General features: G+C 65.0%; 21 protein-coding genes. 11 read left to right on the top strand and 10 right to left on the bottom strand.

All coding sequences use genetic code 11. The features are described from left to right. The first annotated feature begins 766 nt into the window (after positions 1-766). The 4 genes from ltrA to P12x_RS24485 all read left to right on the top strand — a co-directional run bounded on the left by ltrA (position 767) and on the right by P12x_RS24485 (position 6317). Positions 767-2092 (top strand): group II intron reverse transcriptase/maturase, encoded by a 1326-nt coding sequence (ltrA, locus tag P12x_RS24500; protein ID WP_435007633.1) that lies wholly within the window; start codon positions 767-769, stop codon positions 2090-2092. A 377-nt stretch (positions 2093-2469) separates the two neighbouring features. Further along, positions 2470-2931, top strand: coding sequence for an SUKH-3 domain-containing protein (locus tag P12x_RS24495; RefSeq protein ID WP_435007632.1), 462 nt, complete (start codon positions 2470-2472; stop codon positions 2929-2931). Between the two features lie 496 nt (positions 2932-3427). After that, positions 3428-4576 carry an IS110 family transposase gene (locus P12x_RS24490; RefSeq protein ID WP_435007631.1) on the top strand — a complete coding sequence of 383 codons (1149 nt, stop codon included), beginning with the start codon at positions 3428-3430 and terminating at the stop codon, positions 4574-4576. A 931-nt stretch (positions 4577-5507) separates the two neighbouring features. After that, complete coding sequence (locus P12x_RS24485; RefSeq protein ID WP_435007630.1) at positions 5508-6317, top strand: TIGR03067 domain-containing protein; 810 nt, start codon at positions 5508-5510, stop codon at positions 6315-6317. Positions 6318-6587: 270 nt separating this feature from the next. Here P12x_RS24485 and P12x_RS24480 read toward each other — a convergent pair whose 3' ends face one another. The 3 genes from P12x_RS24480 to P12x_RS24470 form a co-directional block, all read right to left on the bottom strand. Next, positions 6588-8147, bottom strand: coding sequence for a hypothetical protein (locus P12x_RS24480; protein WP_435007629.1), 1560 nt, complete (start codon positions 8145-8147; stop codon positions 6588-6590). 431 nt (positions 8148-8578) lie between these two features. Beyond that, positions 8579-10984, bottom strand: coding sequence for a DNA topoisomerase 3 (locus tag P12x_RS24475; RefSeq protein ID WP_435011724.1), 2406 nt, complete (start codon positions 10982-10984; stop codon positions 8579-8581). Between the two features lie 79 nt (positions 10985-11063). Further along, entirely contained in the window at positions 11064-11618 is a 555-nt protein-coding gene (locus tag P12x_RS24470; RefSeq protein WP_435011723.1) for a DNA-3-methyladenine glycosylase, read from the bottom strand. 61 nt (positions 11619-11679) lie between these two features. Here P12x_RS24470 and P12x_RS24465 point away from each other — a divergent pair, with 61 nt between their 5' ends. After that, positions 11680-12135, top strand: a complete 456-nt coding sequence (locus tag P12x_RS24465; RefSeq protein ID WP_435007628.1) for a YaiI/YqxD family protein — start codon at positions 11680-11682, stop codon at positions 12133-12135. Between the two features lie 21 nt (positions 12136-12156). On the opposite strand, the gene P12x_RS24460 is transcribed toward P12x_RS24465, so the two are convergent. The 3 genes from P12x_RS24460 to P12x_RS24450 all read right to left on the bottom strand — a co-directional run bounded on the left by P12x_RS24460 (position 12157) and on the right by P12x_RS24450 (position 14412). Next, positions 12157-12435, bottom strand: coding sequence for a hypothetical protein (locus tag P12x_RS24460; RefSeq protein WP_435007627.1), 279 nt, complete (start codon positions 12433-12435; stop codon positions 12157-12159). A 117-nt stretch (positions 12436-12552) separates the two neighbouring features. Further along, entirely contained in the window at positions 12553-13962 is a 1410-nt protein-coding gene (locus P12x_RS24455) for an enolase C-terminal domain-like protein (RefSeq protein ID WP_435007626.1), read from the bottom strand. A gap of 33 nt (positions 13963-13995) precedes the next feature. Continuing rightward, positions 13996-14412, bottom strand: a complete 417-nt coding sequence (locus P12x_RS24450) for a winged helix-turn-helix transcriptional regulator (protein ID WP_435007625.1) — start codon at positions 14410-14412, stop codon at positions 13996-13998. A 140-nt stretch (positions 14413-14552) separates the two neighbouring features. On the opposite strand from P12x_RS24450, the gene P12x_RS24445 reads away from it, so the two are divergent. The 3 genes from P12x_RS24445 to P12x_RS24435 all read left to right on the top strand — a co-directional run bounded on the left by P12x_RS24445 (position 14553) and on the right by P12x_RS24435 (position 16471). Beyond that, positions 14553-15026: a DoxX family protein gene (locus P12x_RS24445; protein WP_435007624.1), complete on the top strand. Its 474-nt coding sequence runs from the start codon at positions 14553-14555 to the stop codon at positions 15024-15026. 33 nt (positions 15027-15059) lie between these two features. Continuing rightward, complete coding sequence (gene wrbA, locus P12x_RS24440; RefSeq protein WP_435007623.1) at positions 15060-15674, top strand: NAD(P)H:quinone oxidoreductase; 615 nt, start codon at positions 15060-15062, stop codon at positions 15672-15674. 248 nt (positions 15675-15922) lie between these two features. Beyond that, entirely contained in the window at positions 15923-16471 is a 549-nt protein-coding gene (locus P12x_RS24435; protein ID WP_435007622.1) for a hypothetical protein, read from the top strand. A gap of 105 nt (positions 16472-16576) precedes the next feature. Here the strand turns inward: P12x_RS24435 and P12x_RS24430 are convergent, their stop codons facing one another. Continuing rightward, positions 16577-17035, bottom strand: a complete 459-nt coding sequence (locus P12x_RS24430; RefSeq protein ID WP_435007621.1) for a hypothetical protein — start codon at positions 17033-17035, stop codon at positions 16577-16579. Positions 17036-17196: 161 nt separating this feature from the next. Here P12x_RS24430 and P12x_RS24425 point away from each other — a divergent pair, with 161 nt between their 5' ends. Genes P12x_RS24425 through P12x_RS24415 form a run of 3 tightly spaced genes read left to right on the top strand, consistent with a single transcriptional unit; the run spans position 17197 to position 19811 of the window. Further along, the gene (locus P12x_RS24425; protein ID WP_435007620.1) at positions 17197-17844 is read left to right on the top strand and encodes a hypothetical protein; all 648 of its coding nucleotides are present in this window, start codon (positions 17197-17199) and stop codon (positions 17842-17844) included. Further along, positions 17841-19028 (top strand): acyltransferase family protein, encoded by a 1188-nt coding sequence (locus tag P12x_RS24420; protein WP_435007619.1) that lies wholly within the window; start codon positions 17841-17843, stop codon positions 19026-19028. Before P12x_RS24425 ends, P12x_RS24420 begins: the two co-directional genes overlap by 4 nt. Positions 19029-19040: 12 nt before the next feature. Next, positions 19041-19811: a hypothetical protein gene (locus P12x_RS24415; protein ID WP_435007618.1), complete on the top strand. Its 771-nt coding sequence runs from the start codon at positions 19041-19043 to the stop codon at positions 19809-19811. Between the two features lie 53 nt (positions 19812-19864). Here the strand turns inward: P12x_RS24415 and P12x_RS24410 are convergent, their stop codons facing one another. The 3 genes from P12x_RS24410 to P12x_RS24400 form a co-directional block, all read right to left on the bottom strand. Then, positions 19865-20554 (bottom strand): 3-keto-disaccharide hydrolase, encoded by a 690-nt coding sequence (locus P12x_RS24410; protein WP_435007617.1) that lies wholly within the window; start codon positions 20552-20554, stop codon positions 19865-19867. Between the two features lie 215 nt (positions 20555-20769). Next, complete coding sequence (rsmH, locus tag P12x_RS24405; protein ID WP_435007616.1) at positions 20770-21813, bottom strand: 16S rRNA (cytosine(1402)-N(4))-methyltransferase RsmH; 1044 nt, start codon at positions 21811-21813, stop codon at positions 20770-20772. 118 nt (positions 21814-21931) lie between these two features. Continuing rightward, positions 21932-23073, bottom strand: a protein-coding gene (locus P12x_RS24400; protein WP_435005115.1) for an IS630 family transposase whose coding sequence is annotated in 2 segments (ribosomal slippage) — positions 21932-22635 and positions 22635-23073 — 1143 coding nt in all. Because the reading frame shifts where the segments join, the coding sequence is not laid out codon by codon here. Between the last annotated feature and the right edge of the window lie 19 nt (positions 23074-23092).

The raw sequence follows: 23092 nt of genomic DNA, 5'->3' as shown, positions 1-23092 counted from the left end.
ACTCCACCCTCCACACCTCCTTCGGGGGGGCGTCACCCGATCTACCTACTCGATGGGCTATTCCAAAAGCGAGGCCTGATCCGGAGGGCGGTGCTCACCCTGCAAGTCTGACCCCTGAGGCTCTAGAAACCAAAAAACAAGTCTGACCTTGCGCCAAGAAGCTCGGGAGAGGGGGACGGCTTTCACAAGCTCGAAACCTCTCATCGGAACCCTGCGGGTAGCCAATCCCGCCCGGCAGAGCTGGGCCAGCAGCCGGAAGCGAGTCTTGCGTGGTGGGTGGGTGACTGCCCCTGCGAAGCGTAGACAGCGAGATCAAACGCCGTGCGATTGAGCCCCGAAATTTCGTCGCGTCGAGCCCTCGTCCTTGTCAGACGCGGGGGCCGCGTCGGGCAGGCTAACCCTTGGTCCCGCAGAGCCTGTCCGGTCACGCCGGGGTCGGAGAACAGGGCGAATGGTCACCAGGGTTCCCCGGGAACTTGGGAGACCCCGCCGTCTCCATCGACCTGCCGGTGGGAGACCCGGCTTACCAACTCCAGGATGATCCACGGCCTCGTGTGCCGGGCCGCTGGGGACGAATCACGGGACACGACGATGGTATCGCCAAGCGAAGGAAACGAAGTGCGGCGAGACGGGCGGCGGGGAGTCGGAGCGTCTCGTAGTACCGTCGAGCCGGGGGAACCGTCCCGAGGGACCCCGGGGAGGGAAGGAGACGCCGTCTCATGAACCGTTGGAGGGAAACATGACAGGGACGCCGAGCCCTGAGACCGTGTCCACGAAACGACAACGGATCGCGGAACTCGCCAGGGACGCCCCGGACATGGCGTTCACCAACCTGGCGCATCACATCGACATCGACTGGCTTCTGATGGCGTATCTCCAGACCCGCAAGGACGGGGCGGTCGGCGTGGACGGACAGACAGCGGCCGATTACGAGGCCAACCTGATGGGCAACCTTCAGGCCCTCCTCGACCGCGCCAAGTCCGGCACGTACGTGGCCCCGCCGGTGCGACGTGTGCATATTCCCAAGGCGGGCTCGCCCGGCGAGACTCGCCCCTTGGGGATACCGACGTTCGAGGACAAGCTCCTCCAACGCGCGGTGCTGATGGTGCTGGAACCGGTGTACGAGGCGGACTTCCTGGAGGTCTCGCACGGATTCCGACCCGGACGCGGTGCTCACGGGGCTTTGGATTCGCTCTGGAAACGGGCGATGAACCTGGGATGTTGCTGGATCGTGGATGTCGATCTTCGGAGGTTCTTCGACTCGATCGACCACGGCCATTTGCGGGAGTTCCTCAGGCGTCGGGTGCGCGACGGTGTGATCTTGCGACTGATCGGCAAATGGCTCAACGCGGGCGTGCTGGAGGACGGGGCCGTCACGACCCCCGAGGCCGGCACCCCTCAAGGCGGCGTGATCAGCCCCCTGCTGGCCAATATCGTCCTGCACTACGTGCTCGACGAATGGTTCGAGAAGGAGGTTCGTCCTCGCCTGAAAGGAGAGGCGTTCCTGACCCGTTATGCGGACGACTTCGTGATCGGGCTGGCCCGAGAAGACGACGCCCGGCGGATCATGGAGGTCTTGCCCAAGCGGATGAGCAAGTACGGACTGACGGTCCACCCGGAGAAGACCCGACTGGTGCGGTTCGAACCGCCCGAGCCGGACGACTCCGACACCGAGGATCGGGGACGAACCGAGCCCCGGACATTCGACTTCCTGGGTTTCACCCATTACTGGGGCCGGACCCAAGCCGGAGGATGGGTGATCAAGCGTCAGACGGCGAAGAGCCGACTCAGGCGGGCGTTGCAAGCGTTATCGGCCTGGTGCCGGGCCAACCGGCACGAGGCGATCGAGGAACAACACCGGACCCTCAAGCAGAAGCTGCACGGACATTTTGGGTATTACGGGATTACGGGGAACTACTTCAGCCTCCAGGTGTTCCTGGAGGGCTCGCGTCGGATCTGGCGGCAATGGCTCTCGCGTCGCCGTCGAGGAGGGCCACTATCGTGGTTCGACTTCGTTCGCCTGGAGAAGCGTTACCCACTCCCGCGTGCGCGAGTGGTCCATAGCCTGATGAGCCACGCAGCGAAGTCATGAGATGACGAGCCGGATGCCTTGAAGGGCCAGTCCGGATCTGTGGGAGCCCGGGGAGAGCAATCTCCCCGGGCGACCCGGCCCCTGAGGCTAGACCCCCTGAGGCTAGACCTTTCCGGGGAAAAGCACAGGAGCCGGAGGTGGACCTCTTTATCCTGAGGTGCAGGCGGCTTACGATCTTACCCCTGAACCCCTCCGGCGCGGTTTTCATTGCAAGTGCGCCGAGGGAAGGTCGGTTTCCGCTGCGTTGTATGAGGGAGTAGACCCCAGGGGAGGGGTCATTGACACGAGAACCATCGGTGGACCTCGACATGGTAACCCCAAACCACCTTGCGGTTCGTGCAAACATATGATTGATCATTTTTTTATTAAAAATACAAATGAATAATTTATCAGACAAAGCAAGAGAAATCATCGTTAAATCAGGTTGGTTTGAAGGACGTGATGTCAATTTTTCATTGAAATTGACTCAACTCGAGGTTTTCCCGGCAGCCTTGGAGATACTCAAAGAATTTTATGGACTTCACATCGGTGAGTGTGGTGCCGGCATTGACATGGCTACCTGCGATATATTGATAAATCCAAATTTTGCTATACATTTACAGCAAGAGTTGGAAGCATATGCCAAACTACACCAGAAAAGATTTTTCCCTTTGGGTGAGGTTCACCGAGACGACGGCTATATGATCATTGATGATTCAGGTATAATATATTTGCTTTCAGATATCCTTGAGCCATTTGCTTCTAATTTCTATATAGCACTGGAGCTGCTGTTGCTCGGGCGAAAACCGAGCACAAAAGACCTCGACGAGATTGCATTTCCTGAGGGACCTGTCGCTTGATACTTGACCATCTCCTCTCAAAAGGCTCGCCTAGGCCAGCTCAAGACCGAGTAACTCGGGAAGCTCCCGATTTGTTCCAGTCTCCTATTTCTTCTCAGAAGAAGTCCACTCATCTGGGTCGATCAGCTCCTTCAGCTCGTAGCCTACCCCAATCCACTTCCGGGCCGTTCCACGCCGCCTCAGGTTCTGTCGCACCAACTGCTTCGCCTCCGCCTCAAGGAACCTTGGGAAAATCGGTGTCAGCCCCCATGCCGCCCTTCGGGCGGCACCCGAACCGATGAAAATCGGGCGGGCGGTCGCTACAGTGAAGTCGTCCCCTCGCACGGCTTGACGCCGATATGAAACTGGTGCTTCGAGCCCGCGTGTCAGCCTGGCGCAAAGGCATCGCGCGTACCCAAACCTGTCGCCCGAGCTTACCACTCGGAGCACGTCGAGCAGAGTGCTTTCCTCCCCGCGATGTCCCCCGTGCGAGGGGCTACTCTGGGGAGACCCGTCGATGGACGTGTTGCATGACTGCTGCGCCGGCCTGGATGTCCACAAGAAGACCGTCGTCGCCTGCGTCCGGAGGGTCCACCCCGCGGGCAAGGTCTCCAAGACCATCAAGACCTTCGCCACCATGACCGGCGACCTCCTCGCCCTGGGCGACTGGCTCGGGGCTCAAGGGGTCGCCACGATCGCGATGGAGTCCACCGGGTCCTACTGGAAACCCGTCTTCAATATCCTGGAGTCGCGGTTCACCGTAATCCTGGTCAACGCCCATCACATCAAGCAGGTCCCGGGCCGGAAGACCGATGTCAAGGACAGTGAGTGGATCGCTCAATTGCTACAACCTGGATTGTTGCGTCCCAGTTTCATCCCGCCCCAATCGACCCGGCAACTCCGAGACCTGACCCGCCAGCGGACCCAGTTGGTCGGTCAGAAGACCGCCGTCGCCAATCGGATCGCCAAGGTCCTGGAAGATGCCAACATCAAGCTCGGCTCGGTCGCCTCGGAAGTCCTGGGCGTCTCGGGCCGGGCCATGATCGAGGCGATCATCCGAGGCGAATACGACCCGGTCAAGCTGGCGGACCTGGCCCGACGCCGGCTCCGAGGTAAGATCCCGCAACTCCAACTGGCGTTGCGGGGGTCGGTGACCGAACACCACCGGTTCTTGCTCCGGACCCAGATGGATCACCTGCTTCACCTCGAAGCGATAATCCGACGCTATGAGGAGCGGATCGAGGAGACGCTCCCCCCGGCGGGGGAGCTGGTAGCCCGTCTGATGACGATCCCGGGCGTTGACGTCCGGGTCGCTCAGGTGATCCTGGCGGAGATCGGCCAGGACATGGACCAGTTTCCCTCGGCGGGGCACCTCTCGTCGTGGGCGGGTCTGGCCAGCGGCAACCACGAGAGCGCCGGAAAACGTCAGAGCGGGCGGACCACACCGGGCAACCGCTGGTTGAAGACGGCTCTGGTCCAGGCGGCCTGGGCGGCGTCGCGGGCCAGGAAGACGCACCTGGCCAGGAAATTCTCCCGGATCGCGAGAAGCCGGGGCCAGAAGCGAGCCGCCATCGCGGTGGCTCATACGCTCCTGGTGATCATCTACCACTTGCTCAAGGAGAAGACGACGTACCGGGAGATCGTCGATCAGAACGAAGCGGCCTGACCATCCAGCCGAACTCCCGAGCTACCCGAGGTCGCAAACGCCCCCCCAAGCGAGCCGACCCCGATCGCCGTCCGTCTGGTGATTGCGAACGTCAATCGAAATTTTCTGAGCAGTTCGTCAATTCCCTTTCCTCTCAAGAAGTCGAAATGATGAACTGCTCAGAAAATTCCGTTCGGCGTTCTCGACCACCAGACGGCCGACGAACGCGGTCGGCCATCGGCGACTTTAAGGGCAGCCCAGGTCGAGTCAATTCTTGAGGTGGTTCTCCTGAAGTTGAACCGTTGTGGACGTCATCGCTCTCGATTGAAGGCAAGAACCCGAAGGTCGATACGGAAGCACCCGGATCGGGATCAAGCTTCCGGAACGGGATCAACCCGGAGGTTGTCCCAAAGGAGCCCCTCGCACGGGGGACATCGCGGGGAGGAAAGCACTCTGCTCGACGTGCTCCGAGTGGTAAGCTCGGGCGACAGGTTTGGGTACGCGCGATGCCTTTGCGCCAGGCTGACACGCGGGCTCGAAGCACCAGTTTCATATCGGCGTCAAGCCGTGCGAGGGGACGGCTTCACTATAGCGACCGCCCGCCCCATTTTCATCGGTTTGGGTGCCGCCCGAAGGGCGGCATGTGGGCTGACACCGATTTTCCACCCGGGCGAGCCAGTCGATCGAGAGGACGCGGCCGAGAATGAGGCCGGGGTCGAGGACGAGCGATCGGAACAGGTGTCGGAATTGTGCGGGCGGCCCGCCCCGGCTATGATCGGACATGATAGGCCGTCCTTGTCGGTCGAGAGTGGTCAGATACCCTCGATTAATGACGGGAGGGCCTATCTTGTACATGTCCCTGGCAAGATGGAGGTTGCGACTCCGTCAGTGCCATTCGTGTAGAGATTACTTTCGACAGTCACCCACTCATTCCAGAGCCGGGAGGCGTTCCTTGATCAGCACACTCGTGGTTGTCCTGCTCGCGGGACTGCCCCTCGCCGATGGGCCGGCGGAGGAACTCGGCCGCTTCCAGGGCAGGTGGAAGCTCGTCAGGGAGCATATCGCCAAGAAGGACACGCAAGGAGTCGATGGCGAGTGGCTCATCGAGGGCGATAAGCTGACGGAGACCAGGAGGTTTACCGGCAGGGGGAAGTTGACGCTCGATCCTTCCACGAAGCCCGCCCGGTTCGAGATGACGTTCGCGGCAGACCCAAAGCTACGGGGCAGAGGGATCTACCGATTCGAGGGCGACAAATTCCTCACCTATATACAGCTCCGGCCACCGACCCCTGAGCCCACCGACTTCCCCGAGGGCCCGGACCGACGCTACCTCGTGGAGATCTGGAAGCGGACTGGCGGGCCGGTCGGGGAAGTGATCGATGGCGAGTGGGAATTGTTGGAGCGCGTCCAGGGCGAGCAGAGGACCAAACTCAAGAATCACTTGATGAAGGTGGTGGAGGGCGAATGGACCAAGGACTATAAGAGCGTGACTCATTATTCGATCCGCTTGAACCCGACAGCGACCCTCAAGCATCTGGACCTGAAGATCTTCGACACGGATTCGCCGGTCTCGCGGACCTTCCTGGACGTCTACTCATTGGATGGGGACCGCCTGACCGTCTGGGGAGAGGACCTCTCCAGCGCCTCGGGCAATCCTGTTCGACGGGACTCGGTCTCCGAGGCGCCGGATAGCGACAACTATTTCCGGGTGTACGAGCGTGTGAAGCCAAGCCCACCGGTCGGGCCCGATACGCCAGAATGAATCCCTTCGTGCGGTCGGGTAGGCCGGGGCGGTTGCCCGCCTCGGGGATAAGGAAGGGGTCATTCTGGCTTTTCCTTGCTCATTCAACACAGGGGGTCAGGGGGGCAGACTTGGTTTTTGGTTCTTCGATCGCTTTTCGCAAGAGACCCAGGGCCGGGTTGCCCGGGGAGATCGCTCTCCACGGGCTTCCACAGATCCGGAGGGCGGTGCTCACGCATCCGGTCGGGGCACCCGGTTCGGATGGAACCGGGTGCGGCGTGGCGCCCGGGGTCAATTGCAGGTCATGCAGGTCGGGACGACGACCGGGACCATCGTGCACTGCTGGACGGCCATGGTCCGGGCGAGGGTCCTGGGCACAAGCTGGTTCACGGTGACGGGGACCTGCTCGGCCACGGTGACGGGCACCTGTCGCATGGCGGTCTCGGCGACCATCTTGCAGGTCGTGACCGGGACGTTCTCGACGTGCTCCTCGGCGACCATCTGGCAGGTGGTGACGGGGACCTGCTCGACCCTCTCCTCGGCGACCATCTGGCAGGTCCGGATCTCGTAGGGCTGGACGCGTTCCTCGGCGACCATCTGGCAGGTGGTGACCGGGATGTTCTCGACGCGCTCCTCGTTGACCATGGTGCAGGTCCGGACCTCGTAGGGCTGGACGCGTTCCTCGGCGACCATCTGGCAGGTGGTGACCGGGATGTTCTCGACGCGCTCCTCGTTGACCATGGTGCAGGTCCGGACCTCGTAGGGCTGGACGCGTTCCTCGGCGACCATCTGGCAGGTGGTGACGGGGACGTTCTCGACCCGCTCCTCGGCGACCATCTGGCAGGTGGTGACGGGGACCTGGCGATACTGGGTCTCGGTGACGTAGCGGGTCTGGGTGATCTGCTGGGTCACGGGGTTCGAGACGAAGACCCGCTCGCGGATGGTCCGGGGCGGTCGCTGGACGGCGACGGTGGCGACGGCGAAGTCGCGTCGCTTGTGGAGGAAGCAATGCTTCTTGACCGGCTCGCACCCGCAGGGCTCGATCGGGACCCGGACCTGACGCTCGACGATCGGGCCGGGGACGGTGGTGAGCTGGGTCTCGAACCGGCCGCATTCGCGGACGACCTCGGAGACGGTCGTGACCGGCTTGCAGACCGTGTAGGGCTGGGTGACCATCTGAGTCGAGGTGACCGGCTTCATGACGGTATAGCGTTTCTGCACGGTGCTGGTCTGATAGACCGGCTTCATCACCGTATACTTCCGCTCCATCTTCTGCGTCGTGTAGACGGGCTTGCTGACGGTGTATCGTTTCTGGACGGAGCTGGTCTGGTAGACCGGTTTCATCACCGTGTACTTCCGCTCCATCTTCTGCGTCGTGTAGACGGGCTTGCAGACGGTGTAGCGTTTCTGGACGGAGCTGGTCTGATAGACCGGCTTCATCACCGTGTACTTCCGCTCCATCTTCTGCGTGGCGTAGACGGGCTTCATGACCGTGTACTTGCGCTCGACGGAGCTGGTCTGATAGACCGGCTTCATCACCGTGTACTTGCGCTGGACGTAGGACGTCTCGGTCACCGGACGCATCACGGTGTAGGGCTCGGCCTTGAGGGCCGTCCGATAGCGAGTCTCGAGCGCCGTGGTTTGCTGGTTCTCGTAGACCGTCTCGTAGACGGTCTGATTGACGGTCTGGCATTGCGGGGCCAGCGCGACCATGGTCGTCTGGACGACCGCCACCGGGGCACATCGATGACAGGCTCCCCCGCCGTAGGTGGCCCAGCCGGGACTCGCCCAGCTCAGGACCGCCAGAACCCCGCCCGCTCCCAGGCGAGCCCCGCTCATGAACCTCGACATGCGTAGCTCCTCGAAAACTAAACGGGCGTTCCTGTTGCGATCGCCTAGGTGTTTCACGGCCCGGAGGAGAACAACGCCTCGTCCTTGAGGTCCCTCCGTCCCTCCCATCACCACCCATCCGGAAGCTCGACGCCGGCCCGAGAGGAGGACCGACCCCTGCGTTCCCTAAAACATAACATGGGCAAGATAGGAATTTCGCGAATTCGAACTTTTTCTTAATGAGTCAGGTCGTCCGAACCGATCCTTTGGAATCTTCGATCGCCACGGGCCGAGAATGCCTTGCGAGCAAACGAGATACCGGGGACTTGTTTGGCCAGGGCGTCAGTTTGTAAGTTCTTAATCTGTAGAGCATTGCGTTTGTGGCATGGTGGAAGCTCTCGCTGGCCACCCATCGGTCCCTGGAAAGATCGACCAGGTTTCTCGACTTTTCTTCAAGTTCCTTCGAAGTCGAATTGCACCTCGCCCCCGTCCAGCTTGAGGCGGGCATCGAATTTCTTCCCGGCCTTCGAAGAGAAGCCCTTGATGAGGGGGGTACGACCGGACTTCAGCAGGGCCTGGGCCTGCTTGAAACCGATCCGCTTGCCGGCGATCTTCTTCCAGATCGTGAACTTGCAACCTTGCTTCCAGCCGCCGCATCCGAACGATTTCGGTTGCTCGGCGACCTCGGAGCCGCAGAGGGGGCAGGCCCCCAGGACGACCCCGGCGAAACCCTCGGCCGGAGGGGTGGCCTCCGGATCGGACTCGGTAGGGCTCGACTTCCGCTGGCGGGCTCCCGAGGTCTTTCGGGGGGGGGATGCTCGACGACTCGACTTGCCGGGCGGGGACCACGGCTCGGCGGCGGGGATCGGGATCTCGGACAGTTCGCCGCTCGCCAGGAGTTGGAGGACCGGCCTTCCCTCCGGCCAGAGGAAGCCCCCCTGGAGGAGCTGGCGGGCCTCGTCATCGGTCAGGGTCTTCCCGGCCGACTCCCGCCAGAGGACGAACGGGCAGCCCTCGCGCCAGCCCGAGCAGCCGAACCCCCGCTTCCCCTCGATCACCGGTCGCCCGCACTTCGGGCAGTCGCCGAGCCGAGCAGGGTCGAAGGTCGGGGCATCTTCGGACCGGATCACCTCGCCGGTGTATCGGACGATCTCGTCCATGAATTGGCGGGCTTCCAGCCGCCCGCGTTCGACCTCGCGGAGTTTCGCCTCCCAGTCGCCGGTCAACTCGGGCGACTTGAGATTCCGGTCGCGGATGATCGCGATCAGATAGCGCCCGAGGTCGGTCGCGGTCAGGTTCTTGGCGTCCCGGGCGATATAACCGCGAGACAGGAGGGTCTCGATGATCGAGGCCCGGGTCGCCGGGGTGCCGAGCCCTCGCTCCTTGAGGGCTTCGCGGAGGGCCTCGTCCTCGACCATCTTGCCCGCCGTCTCCATCGAGCCGAGGAGAGTCCCCTCGGTGTAGGGCTTGGGGGGCGAGGTCTCCCCTCGGCGGATCGAGGGCTCGTGGGGGCCGGATTCTCCGACGCGGAACTCGGGAAGCTCCTGCTCCTCCTCCTTCGCCTTGGGGTCGGGCTTTCGGGGGTAGAGCACGGTCCATCCGGGATCGACCACCCGGACCCCTCTGGCCCGGAACGGGACCCCGGCCGACTCCCCTTCGACGGTCGTGACCTCCTTGACGCAACTCGGATAGAAGGCCGCGATCAGCCGGACGACCACGGCGTCGAAGACCTTCTGGGTACCGGGGGCCAGATTCCCGGGCTTCTTGCCGGTGGGGATGATCGCGTGGTGGTCGCCCACCTTCGCGTCGTCGACGATCCGGCCGCTGAACGGGAGCCGGTCGAGGTCGAGCTTGCCGATCTCGTTGGGTTTGAAGGACTTCAGGTCGGCCAGGATCCCGGGGAGCTTCCCCATGAGGTCCTTGCCGAGGTGGCGAGAGTCGGTCCTCGGATAGCTGATCAGCTTCGACTCGTAGAGCGACTGGGCGGCCTTCAGGGTCGAGTCGGCCGACATCCCGTATCGTCGGTTCATCTCGCGCTGGAGGTCGGTCAGGTCGTGAAGCTGCGGGGGCAATGATCGCTCGGGCCTCCGGTCGACTCCCCCGATCACGAAAGGCTGATCGCGGACCCGATCGAGCAGCGCGATCGCCTCGTCTTCCTTCTTGAATCGCTCCTTCGCGTACTTGAAAGTGACCGCGCGATACTGGGTGAGCAACTCCCAGAACGGCTCGGGCTTGAAGCCTCGGATCTCATCATCCCGACGGGCGATCATCGCCAGGACGGGCGTCTGGACCCGGCCGACGCTCCAGAGATGACGTCCGGTCCGGTAGCGGACCGTGTAGTATCGGGTGGCGTTGAGCCCGACCACCCAGTCGGCCTCGCTCCGGCATCGAGCGGCCTGGTAAAGCGTGTCGTAATCGGAGAGGGGGCGGAGCTTGCCGAAGGCGTCGCGGATCGCCGACTCGGTCAGGGAGCTGAGCCAGAGCCGACGGGCGGGCTTGCCGACGGCCCCGGCCAGCTCCTGGATGTAGCGGAAGATCAGCTCCCCCTCACGCCCGGCGTCGGTGGCGCAGATCAGTTCCTCGGCGTCGCGGAAGAGGCGCTGGACCACCCCGAACTGCTGGCGATAGCGGCCATCTTCGATGATCTTGAGCCCGAATCGATCGGGGACGAACGGGAGCGAGGCCAGCGACCATTTTTTGAGGGCGGGGTCGTAGTCCTGCGGCTCCTTCAACGTGACCAGGTGCCCCAGGGCCCAGGTCACCCGATAGCCTCGACCCTCCAGATACCCCTCGTGGCGGCTCGACGCCCCGAGGAACGAGGCCAGCTCGCGGGCGACCGACGGTTTCTCCGCGAGCACGACCTTCAAGGCGTGGCCCTCCCTTGATCCGAATCTATTCTATTGTACACATCGCAAGCCTCCGGGCGAAGGGCCGATTTCACCGCTTCCGCGAGACGTGGGGATTGCCGAGGATCGAGAATCGGAGCGGCTTCGAGGCCCACTCCCCGGAAAAATCGACCCCGACCCTCGGCCCGGCGACGACCTCGATCGGCCCTCGGTCCGGGGGCTCGGCGAAGAAGAGGTCATCGCCCAGGAGGTCGAGGCCGTTGCAGGACCGGTCGATCTCCAGGCTCCGGCAGAGGAGGCCCGGGCCTCGGGTGTTCCCCTCGATGTTCTCGACCGGCTCCAGGGCCCGGATCAGGACGGCCGAGGCGTGATGGCCCGGCCCGGTCACGGCGTTGAGGCAGTGGTGGATCCCGTAGATCAGGTAGACGTAAGCATGACCGGGCGGGCCGAACATCACCTCGGTCCGGCGAGTCCGCCCCTTCGAGGAGTGTGCCGCGAGGTCGTGCGGGCCGAGATAGGCCTCGGCCTCGACCACCCGCCCGACCCGGAGGAGGCCCTCGACCCGGTGAGCCAGGAGCATGCCGAGCAAGTCGGGGGCGACCTCCTCGGCCGGTCGATCGTAGAACTCGCGAGGGAGTGGGTGCATCCCGCGAGTATAATGGATCTCGGTGGCCTGATTCCCGATTGTTGGTCGGCGAGGTTCGTTCATGGAGATTTACATCGATGGCGATGCCTGCCCCGTCAAGGACGAGGTCTACAAGGTCGCCGCTCGCTACGGCTTGAAGGTCTTCTTGGTTACCAATCAAGCGATCTTCGTGCCGGATCGCCTCGACATCGAGCGGGTGGTCGTGAAGGGGGGCCTCGACGTGGCCGACGACTGGATCGCCGAGAAGATCGGTCCGGACGACATCGCGATCACCGCCGACATCCCGCTCGCCCATCGCTGCCTGGAGAAAGGGGCCCGGGTGATCGGCCCGAAAGGGGTCGTCTTCACCGATGCCACGATCGGCGAGGCGCTGGCCACTCGCGAGTTGCTGGACACCCTCCGCCAGTCGGGAGTCATGGGAGGAGGGCCCGCCCCTTATGCCCCGAAAGATCGCTCGCGGTTCCTCGCCAAGCTCGACGAGACGATCCATGCAATCCGACGGAAACGACCCTCGTGAGGCCGGAGGCGGGCGGGAGATTCAACCTTCGCGTCCCTTGACCAGACGGCCGAAGATCGCCGCCAGCCGGTTGGGCGAGTGCCCCGGCGTCTCGAGCGTGCAGACCCGGAACAGATCTTCCAGGGCTCGCTTGTAACCCCAGTCGTCGCTCAGCCGGTTCAGGCGGTCGAATTCGGCCTTGCACATGAATCCGCGAAACCAGAGACGCTTCCGGTCGGCATCGTGGCCGATCCGGTCGGACAGCTCGGGAGGGAAGGTCAGGCCATCCGGGAGTCGCACGAGTTCGACGTGGTGATCCATCAGGGTCCCCCAATCGCGGCGAGCGCGAGAGGATGTCGGTCGGTCTCCGAGGTGAGAGGGTTTACTCGATCATATACCGGGAAATCTCGGGAGCAAGCCTCAGGGCCGATTTGCCATTCAGGCCCCGAAATCCCCGGCCGGTTCTGGCAATTCCCGAGGGATCTCGGCCCTCCGATAGCCGAAACCGGGACCGGCGATCGTGGAGAGATCCACCTTCCCCTGGCGACGCCGATAGAGCCCCGGGTGGACCTGGGCCTCCGGCTTCGAAGCGTCGGGGTAGAACTGCATGCCGTTGGTCTCGACCCCCATGATCGTCCCGGCGTGGGCCGAGAGCAGGACGTGGGGGATCTGGGCCAGCATGGGGTTGGTTAGGTCCTGGACCATCAGGGCCATCCCATGGGCCTTGGCCCAGCAGAGGGACAGCAGGGCCCCCGTCTGGGTCTTGCAGGTCTTGAGGGCGACTCCGGTCCAGCCCAGCGCCCGTCCCAGCCGGATCAGTCGCCAGTCGTGGGCACTCTCGTCGAGGAAGAGCGGTTTCAGAGACGATACGCTCCGGACGTCGATCGGGTGGGCTTCCAGATCGTAGGGGAAAGGCTGCTCGACGTAAAGTAGTTTTTCGTACGCCCAGGGGTGTTCCGAGGCCGTCCTGCGGAGGATCTCGACCACGTAAGCCGGGTCGGTCACCGTGCAGTTGAAGTCGGCGGTCAGCCACTCGACGCCTTCCTCGCGGGCGATCCGACCGACCTTGGCGAGGCGGTCGAAATCCCAGTCGGGGTCGTCGCCCCGGAGCTTGACCTTCAGGCAGGTCAGGCCATCGGCCTTGATCCAGTCGCGGAGGAGGACCGGGTAGCCGTCTTTGGGTTCCTCGCCGGTCAGCTCGTCCGGGTCGATCGGGTCCTTGCCGCCGACCAGATGCCAGGCGGGCAAGGTCGTCGGCGGGTCCTGGACGAGGAATTCCGCCGGATATCGGCCCTCGAACGAGACGCCCGAGCCCTCGGCCGGCTCCAGGAACGCGGCGAGGTCGCCATTCATGTACTGTTCGGTATAAGTTTCGTAGGAGGGGCGGCCGTGGAGGACCCCGTAGGCGTCGTGCAGGGCCAGGTCGAACGCCGAGCAGGCCACCAGGGCCGCGAGCCACGGCATCGGCTCGGCCCCCCGCCCTCGCTCCGCGTTGATCTCGGCGAGGAGTCCGGGGAGGGCCAGGTGTTGGAACGCCTCGCCGACCTCGATCGGGTGTCCCGCGACCTCGAACCGGGACCAGGCCCCGGCCAGTCGGAGGCAGAAGTCCTGGAGGATCTCGTGCCGGGCCTCGTAGGAGAGCGAACTGGGCCAGACCCACTGGACGCTCAGGGGGGTCTCTCCCCAACCTTCGGCGGTCCTCCCCTGGGCGTCGGTCACGACCAGCCGGGCCCGGGCGCAGGTGACGCGGGTGGTCACTTCCGGGCCGAACTTCAAAGGCATCCGGGTCGCGATCGGGAGGAAGTAGAGCGTGGAGGCGATGACTCGGACGTCGGTCGGCTTGGGCATGTCTGGACCTTCAAGGGACGTGTCGGACCGTCGTCAGCTCGGGCCGATCTCGGCTCCGATGCCGGCGGCTCGGGCTTCGTCGGCCCGTCTCCGGTTTTCGTCGACCACCGGGGCATAGCGCGCGGCCCACTCGTGGAGGCCGGCCAGGGCGGGGATCAGGGTCGAGCCCAGGTCGGTCAGGCGATACTCGACCCGAGGGGGGACCTCTGCGAATATGGCGCGCGAGACCAACCCCGACCGCTCCAGCTCGCGGAGCCGCTTGGTCAGCTCCTTCTGGGTGATCGGCCGGACGAGCCTCTGGAGCTGCCGGAACCGGACCGGCCCCCCCGCGACCTGGAGTTGGTGCAGGATCGTCACCGTCCACTTGTGCGCGACCAGGTCGAGGACCCGGGTCGCCGGGCAGACAAGGTGGGTCTCCTCGGGGTCCGACGATCGGTCTGGGTCGGCCATGGATGATCCCCTGGTATCCAATCGGTGCCTGGGTCGGCATGCGGTGCCTACTTGTCGGAGGATACCAGACAACTATCCTTCAAGGCGAGTCGTCGCGGGTCTCGCGACGGGGTGGGTTGAAGTTGATCGGGGGCTTTTCGATGGGACGAATCTACGCCGAGTTCCTGGGCGGGCCGAGGGCGGTGGCCCTGCTCTTCCTCCGGCTGGTCGCCGGTTTCGCCATGATGCACCACGGCTGGCCGAAGATCCAGTCGCCGACCGCCTGGATGGGACCCGAGGCCCCCGTCCCCGGCATCCTCCAGGCCCTGGCCGCGATCTCGGAGTTCGGCGGAGGGTTGGCCTGGGTCCTGGGGGCCCTGACGCCGCTCTTCTCGCTCGGGCTGATCGGCACGATGGCCTTCGCCACCTTCCTGGTCCACATCCGGATGGGCCACCCCTTCGTCGCCGACCCGACCTCGCACGGCCCTTCCTACGAGCCGGCGCTCGGCTACCTGGCCATCGCCTTCCTGTTCCTGATCGTCGGGCCGGGGCGGATTTCGGTCGATTATCTCCTGTTCGGCAAGCCGAAGGCCATCGATTCCGTCCTCGCCGATGATGTCGAACTCCCTGCCTGATCCCCCCAGACCCTCTCGGAGCACTTTGCGACCATGAAAGTTCACGTCGTCTTCTACAGCACTTATGGGCACGTCTACAAGATGGCCGAGGCGGTCGCCGAGGGGGCCAGGCAGGTTCCCGGGGCCGAGGTCTCGCTGTTCCAGGTCCCCGAGTTGATCCCCGACGAGGTCCTCGAAAAGATGGGGGCCAAGGAGGCCAGGAAAGCCTTCGCGCACGTCCCGGTGATCAAACCCGAGCAGCTCAAGGAGGCCGACGCGATCATCTTCGGCACTCCCACGAGGTTCGGCGGCGTCTGCTCTCAGATCCAGAACTTCATGGATCAGACCGGCCAGCTCTGGTTCTCCGGGGCCTTGATCGGCAAGGTGGGCAGCGTCTTCGTGAGCACGGGGACCCAGCACGGCGGCCAGGAGACGACGATCCGGAATCTCCACACCGAGCTGCTGCACCACGGGATGATCATCGTCGGGGTCCCGTATTCCGAACCCGGTCTCACGAACATGGGCGAGATCACCGGCGGGACCCCTTACGGGGCCTCGACCCTCGCCGGGGCCGACGGCTCGAGACAGCCCAGCGAGAACGAGCTGACCATCGCCCGGACCCAGGGCAAGCGCGTCGCCGAGATCGCCGGCAAGCTCGCGGCCGGTTGAGCCGGATCGAATCGAGCGTCCGAGCCACCCTCCTGGCCCGGACGCGAGATTCCTCGCGAAGGGGGCCAGAATCCTTGAGCCCCCTATCGAAAGCCTGCGCCGGCTTCGTCCTGTGCCTCGGATCCTTCTCCTTTCACCGCAAAGATTTCGGAACCATTTTCGGGTAGCGAACGGGCCTGGTACGCGCCCTGCTTTACTCCGTTCGACGTCGGGGTTGATCAAGGGCAGCAGGAACGAGGGCGAATCCCATGAGTAGGTCGCTGGCGACTCTGGCCTGGGCGGGCATCCTGACGATCGGCGGTCTAGGCCACGCCCCGGCGCAGGCCCAGTATGGTCCCGGGTATCGCGGATTCGGGGGTGGCTCCTGCGTCACCTCGCCGGGGCTGGTCGGGGGTTACGGGGGAGGCGGATACATCTCGGGCGGCTACTCCCGAGGTTACGCGGGGGGCGGGTACTCGGGCTATCCAGGAGGTGGTCGGGGATTCGGCTATAATCCGAATCTCCCCTATTCCCCGGCCCAGCAGCAGGGCTATCGCGAAGGCCAGCTCTACTACGAAACGGGGATCGCCCCCAACCGGCCCCTCTCGCCCGCCGAGGCCCGGGGCTTCGTCGCGGGGGAACGCCGGGCCTCGGCAACCCCCTGGCAGCTCGACCCGGCTCGCCAGCAGGGTTATCGCGAGGGCCAGCTCTACTGGGAGACGGGGATCGCCCCCAACCGGCCCCTCTCGCCTGCCGAGGCCCAGGGGTTCCAGGCGGGCGAACGTCGGGCCGCTAACGGATATTATCGCCCTTACTGACTCGGGGCGAAGTTCAACGAAAGGGCGACGCTCGATCGGCTCCGCGCCGGTCGGGGGTCGCCCCGGTCGTTTCGAACCCGGACACGCCGGGCATCCCGATCAGTTTCAGGTCAGGCTATTGGTGAGGGCCGCCGCAGCCTGTCCGGCGGCCATGGCCGCGGCGGCCTGATCGTAGGTCGAGGAGAGTTGCTGGTCGAACGACGAGGGAAAACCGGAGCCTCCTGGAGACATTCCGAACCCGCCGAACCCGCCGCCGAATGATGAGGTATCGAACGACCCGTAATCCGCCCCTTCCGACTGGCTCCCACCCTGCATGCCCGATCCGGCCGAGTTTGCCGGTCCTTGCGGCGAATAGGGATTGAAGTTCGAGCCAGAATCGGCGAAGCCCGCGAGCCTCCGCGAATTCAGGGCTCGGGCGCGCTTGCGAGCCCTCCGACGGCGGACGGCCTCTTCCTTCGCGGTCGCCGATGGGGCCGGTCGCGAGATGCTCCGATCGGGGACTTGCGGTTTCGGGTCCTCGGGCGGGCTGGCCGCGAACACCAGCGCGATCAGGGTCGCGATCATCGAGGAGCTCTCCTTTCGAATCGGCGGACGTTAAATCGCCCATCACCATCTCGATCCATTGGTCGCTTCGCCCGGCAAGACCTGACGCGCCGGGGTCGATCCTTTCGCCAGGGCGGCTGGCCCGGTAAGGTACGGGGGTGCCTCGAACGGAGCCGCCGACCATGCCGCCCCACCCCGATCGACGGTTTCGGCCGCAGATGACCTTGCGCCAGATCGGCGTGCTGGTGATCTTCGCCGCCCTCGCCCTCTCGGTGGCCCGGCCGACCTGGCAAGCGGCCCCAGATCCCTGGGCTTTCGCCCTCCTCACGGCGGTCGAGCTACCCTATGTCCTGCTCTTTCCGGTCCTCCTGCTGGTCCGGCGAGGACCGCTCAAGGGATGGATCGTGGCATTCCTTTGCGGCGTGCCCCTGTTGGCGATGTTCCTCTGCGGCGTGCCCCTGTTGGCGATGTGCCTCTTCGAGAACTATGTCGCGGCGACCGGCTACCTGGGCTGGGACACCTACTTTCATGGCGTTCCCCCGCCGCTCCTGATCGTGCTCGCGATCATCGACGGTCTCCTGCTGATCGGCCTGATTTACCTCAGCCGCTGGCTGATCCCCCGGCGTTGTCCGAACTGCCGGCGGCCTGCAATGCTCATCGACCCCTCCGTGCCCCGATCCCTGGATTTCCCGGGGAGACGCCGAGCCCGATCCTGCCTGGCCTGCGGCTCGCGGTTCCGCCGACTCCGGGGCGGGCCCTGGGTCGACGTCGACTCCCTGGCCCCCCGGATCAAAACCCCAACTCGACGCTTGAAGGACGACCCTCGATGAGCGATCCGGCAGACGTGATCCAGGCCAAAGCCTCGACGACCCCCACCGGGCGGCTGGCGTCGCTCGACGTCTTTCGAGGCTTGACGGTCGCGGGGATGATCCTGGTGAACAACGGGAACGGGCCGAGCTACGCCCCGCTCCGACATGCCGAGTGGGATGGGTGGACGCCGACTGATCTGGTTTTCCCGTTCTTCCTGTTCATCGTGGGCGTCTCGATCAGCTTCGCCCTCTCGAAGCTCCGGGATGTCTCCGAAGGGCGGGGGCCAGTGATCCGCAAGATCATCCGGAGATCGCTGGTGATCTTCGCGCTCGGGCTGTTTCTCAACCGGTTCCCGTTCTTCAAGACTTCCTGGCACGAGATCCAGGACCTCGAGAACTGGAAGAACATCGCGGCGACGATCCGAATCCCGGGCGTACTCCAGCGGATCGCGCTCTGCTATCTGGCGGCCTCCTTGATCTTCCTGTTCACGAAGACTCGGGGGCAGGTCATCGCGATCCTCGGCCTCCTGATCGGCTACTGGCTCCTGATGACTCGGGTGCCGGTCCCCGCGTTCGGCGCGGGCGACCTGGCCCGAGGGCACGACCTGGCGTCGTACCTCGACCGGTTCCTGCTGCCCAGACACACCTACAAGGTCGACTACGATCCCGAAGGAATTCTGAGCACCCTGCCCGCGATCGCGACGACCTTGATCGGCGTCCTGGCCGGTCAGTGGCTCCGCTCGGGCCGCGACCGCTACGAGATCGACGCAGGCCTGTTCGTCGCCGGGTCGGCCTGCGTCTTCGCCGGCTGGGCCTGGGGCGGGGCGTTCCCGATCAACAAGGCGCTGTGGACCGGCCCATTCGTCCTGCTGACCGCCGGCCTGGGGATGATCGTCCTGGCGATCTGCTACTGGCTGATCGACCTGAAGGGGTATCGATGCTGGGCCTATCCCTTCCGGGTCTTCGGGGCCAACGCGATCGCCGCCTACGCCCTGGCCGCGATGGGGGCCAGGCTCCTGAACCTGGCCACGATCGAGCGTGTCGAAGGGGGGCCGATCAGCGTCCGGGCGATGTATTACAACGATTACCTGATCACCAACCTGGCTCCGATGAATGCCTCGCTGGCCTATGCGTTGTCGTTCGTCCTGGGCTGCTTCCTGGTGATCTTGATCCTGGATGCGCTGGGGATTCACATCAAGGCGTGAGGATGGTGGCTGATGGAGATCCCCGATGAGTTGATCTCGGCCTTCCCACCCTCGGAGGATCTCCTGCTGGAATGCGTCCGGCGGCGGACGGACGACGCGATGCTCAGGGACATCGCCGAGGCGGATTACGGCCAGATGGCCGATGAGATGATGACCGAACTCCGGCCCATCCGCGATCGCGGGGTCATACCGGCCCCCCCGTCCTGGATGTTGAGCGAAGTCCTCACCTTGACCCATTATTGCAATCCCGAATCGCCGAACCCCCCTCCATTCGAGCCCGGGCCTACGGGACATCGCGGCCATCAAACCCGCCTGTTCGCGTGCGCGGTCCTACTCCGAATCGAGGCCGATCTGCCTTACGAATACCACCGCTCGACGGATTCCGCGCTGGCGCAATGCCTCGCCAGCGCGAAGGTGCTGGGCGAGCAGATGGGCGAGGCCACCGCCTCCTATTTCACATGGCGACTCTCTCGGGAGAGTAGCGGCCCCGAATCATTGCTCTTCGCCCTCGGACTGCTGATCCTCGCGACCCGACTGCGTTCCGGTCGGTTCTCGGAGCCAACCCTCGGAGAAATGGCGGGGTGGGTCCTTGCCTTGGAATCACTCGAGCAGGGACAATTTGCGCCGGAAACTTTGGAACCGAGGCCCTTGCCGTTCAGTATCCAAGCCGGCTTCTGGCGGCCGCTGGCCGAAGAGTTCAGGAACGAGATCGAATGTCTTCGCGAGATTGATATCCGAACCGACCTGGAGTTGTGCGGGCTTATCCTCGATCCGGGGTGGTGACCCCAGCCCGTGGCCAGTCGGCAAGAACGTAACTCGGGAACTCAAGTCATCGATCATTCGAGCTTTTTCGCCGCCTCGACCTCGGCGTCGGAGAGGGGGCGGACCTCGATCGCCCGGACTTCTCCGCCGCTCCTCCACGAGGCGAAACCCAGGGGCTGGCAGTTCCGGACCTCCAGTCGGGTCTTGACCTGCTGCCCTTCGTAGTCGAGCGCGATGATCTCCTTGCCGTCGACCTGGCAGCGGACCACCGAGTCGGTCACGACGACCCGGAACTTGTACCAGGTCCCATTCTCATATTTCACGAAGCGGTTGGTCTCGTTCTCCGAGGCGTCGGCCCCGTTGATGCTCGAAAGCCCGGTGATGCTGCCGCCCCAGCCGCCGTTGACCAGCGTGAGGAAGGACCCGCCCACCGGGAAGGTGGCGGCGGCGAAGAAGTCGTCGCCGGAGGTCCGCCTGGCCTCGAAGGATAGTTCGTAGTTGGTCTTCGGGAGGTCGGGCCGGGTGGAGGCGATCGCCGTCATCGGCCCGCCCTTCTCCAGGACGATCGCGCCGTCTTCAACTTTCGCCTCGCCCGCCTTGTACGACTCGACCTTTTTCCACCCGTCCAGCGACTTGCCGTCGAAGAGGCGGACCCGACCCCTTGGCGGGTCGTCTGCCCTGACAACGGTCGCTCCGAGGAAGGCCAAGGTGGCCGCGATGGCCCAGGCGAGCGGGTCGATCGAGGAGCGAAGGGTGGCGGTCATGGCGACTCCTGGAACCTGGGATTCGGCGGGTCGAACTTCGATCGTAAACCGGCCATCCCATCCAGGGAAGGCCGAGGTTCGCCCGCCGGGCCGCCGGAGGCTCTGGAGTGCGGGAGCTTGCTCACGCTTTGCCCGGGCGGAGCTTGCTCCGCCTGTGTACGACTACCGGAAACCCCTGTGGCAGCCAGACACCGGAACCAAATCCTTCGAAGCCGTCACGCCCGGACGGCATACCGCAACTTGGCCGAGGTCGAACGCGGGTTGGCCCGGCGTTCCTCGGCGGAGGCCCGGATGACCTCGTTCGAGGTCGAGGCGTAGACTCCGGAGATGAGTCCGTCCTTGAAGGCCGCCTTCACGCGTCGATCCTCGCCCGAGTGGAACGACAGGATCGCGACGCGACCCCCCGGCTTCAGGCAGGTGGGGAGCCCGTGGAGGAACGCATCGAGCGAGGCGAACTCGTCGTTCACCGCGATCCGGATCGCTTGAAAAACCCTCCGGACGGCGGAGTCGGTTGTCGGGTCGTTGGGCCGGGCGAAGGCGGATCGGATGGCCTGGGCCAGTTCGCGGGTCGTGGCGAGGGGTTTCCGATCGTGGGCCGAGAGGATGCACCGGGCGATCTCGGAGGGTTGGGGTTCGTCGGCGTTCTCGGCCAGGATCTTCGCGAGTCCCTGGACGCCCAGGCTCGACAGGAATTCCGAGGCGGGGCGGCCTCGCGAGGGGTTCATCCGCATGTCGAGCGGGCCGTCGGCCTTGAAGGTGAAACCTCGGGCCGGGTCGTCGAGCTGCATCGAGGAGACGCCCAGGTCCGCCAGGATCAGGTCGGCCCCGCCAGGCTCTTCCCCCAGGACGAACGGCGCGACCCCCGCGAAGTTCATCCGTCGGACGACGACCGAACCGATCGGGAAGCCCAGCGCGATCAGTCGGGCCTCGGTCCGGGGAAGCTCGATCGGGTCGGCGTCGAGCCCCAGGAGCCGACCTCCCGGCTGGACCCCGGCGAGCAATTCCCGGGCATGCCCGCCGTGGCCGAGGGTCGCGTCCACCGCGATCTGGCCCGGCCCGGGGGCGAGGACCTCCAGGATCTCGCGGACCATGATCGGCCGATGCGACCCGGCCGGCGTCTTCCCGCCGGCGACGACTTTCGCCACGGCCTCGGAATACCGGTCGGGCTGATGTTCCTTGTACTTCTGGTCGAACCGGCGAGGATTCTTCCCCCGGTATCGAGGCCGACGCGCGGGCTTATTTGGGTCGGGGCCGGTCATCGAGCCTCGGTCGGGTTGCAGGGTCGTTGAGAAGGGAGTTTCCGGTAGGGTGGGCACCGCCCAGCGTGGCGGTCCGAATCCGGTGGGCGATGCCCACCCTACTAGTAGTTCATCGACGCTAAAATTGTGGGTAAAGGTACCTCAGCTTGACCCGGGCATCGGCCGTCGTGAACTTCCAGATCACCCGACCGCCCTCGGCGTTCCGGGCTCGCTCCCACGCGGCGCACTCGGCGGCCAGGAGTTCGGGCTCCCCGATCCGACGGGCCAGGCACTGCCGGGCCAGCACCGAGAGCTCGATCTCCGCCACGTTCAGCCAGCTCCCGTTGCGCGGCGTGTGCACGATCTCCAGCCGCCGCGCCAGCCGGCGCGCCTCCGCCGCCGGGAACGCCGCGTACAGCGACGCGGTCGTGTGCGTGTTCAGGTTGTCGCAGACCAGCCGGACCTTGCGCGCCGCCGGGTAGTCCTCGTCCAGCAGTCGCCTGACCTCGTGCGCCCAGTCGACCCGCGTGCGGCTCTCCCGGCAGCTGACCCGCCGCCAGCCCCGGTTCGGGTCGAAGAACATGAAGATCGCCTGCACCCCCTTGCGCTCGTAGTGGTAGTCCTCCCGCGCCGCACGGCCGCGGGCCGGCGGGAGCGGGTCGTGGAGGCCTTCCAGCATCTGCTTGGCCGCCTCGTCCATGCAGACCGTCGGCTCCTCCTCGCTCGGCGGCATCGCGTACACGTCGAGGACCTCCTCCATCTGCGCGACGAACCGGGCCGAATCCCGCTCCGGGATGCACCACGACTCGGCCTTCAGCCAGGGCTTCAGCGCGTTTTTCTTAGCGCCCTGCGGACCGTCTCGACCGAGACCTCGGTGACCAGCTTGCGGGCCATCAACTCGCCGGCCAGGAGCTTGAGCGTCCAGCGGGCCCGGCCCTCCGGCGGCGGGCCGCAGTGGATGGCGACCAGGTGGGCCTCGACGTGGCCATCGATCTTGGGGGGGACCGGCGGTGCTTCGCGGGCCTTGCGCCCGAAGGCGGCGTCGGGCCCTCCGGCGACGAAGCTCTTGCGGACCCGGGCGACGGTGTTGACGTGCATCCCGAGGGCCTCGCCGATCCAGGCGTCGTTGCGGCGGCCCTCCGGGTGGGCCTCGTCGGCGTGGAGCAACAGCCTGGCGTACCGGGCCTTACGGGCCGGCGTCCGGCCGTCACGGGCGGTCCGTTCGAGGTCCCGGCGCTGCTCGGCGGTGAGGTGGACCTGGCATTTCAGAGCGGAGTTCATCGGGTCGGCCTCCGGTGCC

This window comes from Tundrisphaera lichenicola (genome assembly GCF_051175385.1).
GTDB lineage: Bacteria > Planctomycetota > Planctomycetia > Isosphaerales > Isosphaeraceae > Tundrisphaera > Tundrisphaera lichenicola.
This window is presented reverse-complemented; position numbering and strand designations above follow the sequence as displayed.

Bases quoted from the DNA above. Each gene is read 5' to 3' on its own strand.
- P12x_RS24495 (WP_435007632.1), top strand. From the start codon at position 2,470: ATGAATAATTTATCAGACAAAGCAAGAGAAATCATCGTTAAATCAGGT.
- P12x_RS24490 (WP_435007631.1), top strand. From the start codon at position 3,428: ATGGACGTGTTGCATGACTGCTGCGCCGGCCTGGATGTCCACAAGAAG.
- P12x_RS24480 (WP_435007629.1), bottom strand. From the start codon at position 8,147: ATGTCGAGGTTCATGAGCGGGGCTCGCCTGGGAGCGGGCGGGGTTCTG.
- P12x_RS24470 (WP_435011723.1), bottom strand. From the start codon at position 11,618: ATGCACCCACTCCCTCGCGAGTTCTACGATCGACCGGCCGAGGAGGTC.
- P12x_RS24465 (WP_435007628.1), top strand. From the start codon at position 11,680: ATGGAGATTTACATCGATGGCGATGCCTGCCCCGTCAAGGACGAGGTC.
- P12x_RS24460 (WP_435007627.1), bottom strand. From the start codon at position 12,435: ATGGATCACCACGTCGAACTCGTGCGACTCCCGGATGGCCTGACCTTC.
- P12x_RS24455 (WP_435007626.1), bottom strand. From the start codon at position 13,962: ATGCCCAAGCCGACCGACGTCCGAGTCATCGCCTCCACGCTCTACTTC.
- P12x_RS24450 (WP_435007625.1), bottom strand. From the start codon at position 14,412: ATGGCCGACCCAGACCGATCGTCGGACCCCGAGGAGACCCACCTTGTC.
- P12x_RS24445 (WP_435007624.1), top strand. From the start codon at position 14,553: ATGGGACGAATCTACGCCGAGTTCCTGGGCGGGCCGAGGGCGGTGGCC.
- wrbA (WP_435007623.1), top strand. From the start codon at position 15,060: ATGAAAGTTCACGTCGTCTTCTACAGCACTTATGGGCACGTCTACAAG.
- P12x_RS24435 (WP_435007622.1), top strand. From the start codon at position 15,923: ATGAGTAGGTCGCTGGCGACTCTGGCCTGGGCGGGCATCCTGACGATC.
- P12x_RS24430 (WP_435007621.1), bottom strand. From the start codon at position 17,035: ATGATCGCGACCCTGATCGCGCTGGTGTTCGCGGCCAGCCCGCCCGAG.
- P12x_RS24425 (WP_435007620.1), top strand. From the start codon at position 17,197: ATGCCGCCCCACCCCGATCGACGGTTTCGGCCGCAGATGACCTTGCGC.
- P12x_RS24420 (WP_435007619.1), top strand. From the start codon at position 17,841: ATGAGCGATCCGGCAGACGTGATCCAGGCCAAAGCCTCGACGACCCCC.
- P12x_RS24415 (WP_435007618.1), top strand. From the start codon at position 19,041: ATGGAGATCCCCGATGAGTTGATCTCGGCCTTCCCACCCTCGGAGGAT.
- P12x_RS24410 (WP_435007617.1), bottom strand. From the start codon at position 20,554: ATGACCGCCACCCTTCGCTCCTCGATCGACCCGCTCGCCTGGGCCATC.
- rsmH (WP_435007616.1), bottom strand. From the start codon at position 21,813: ATGACCGGCCCCGACCCAAATAAGCCCGCGCGTCGGCCTCGATACCGG.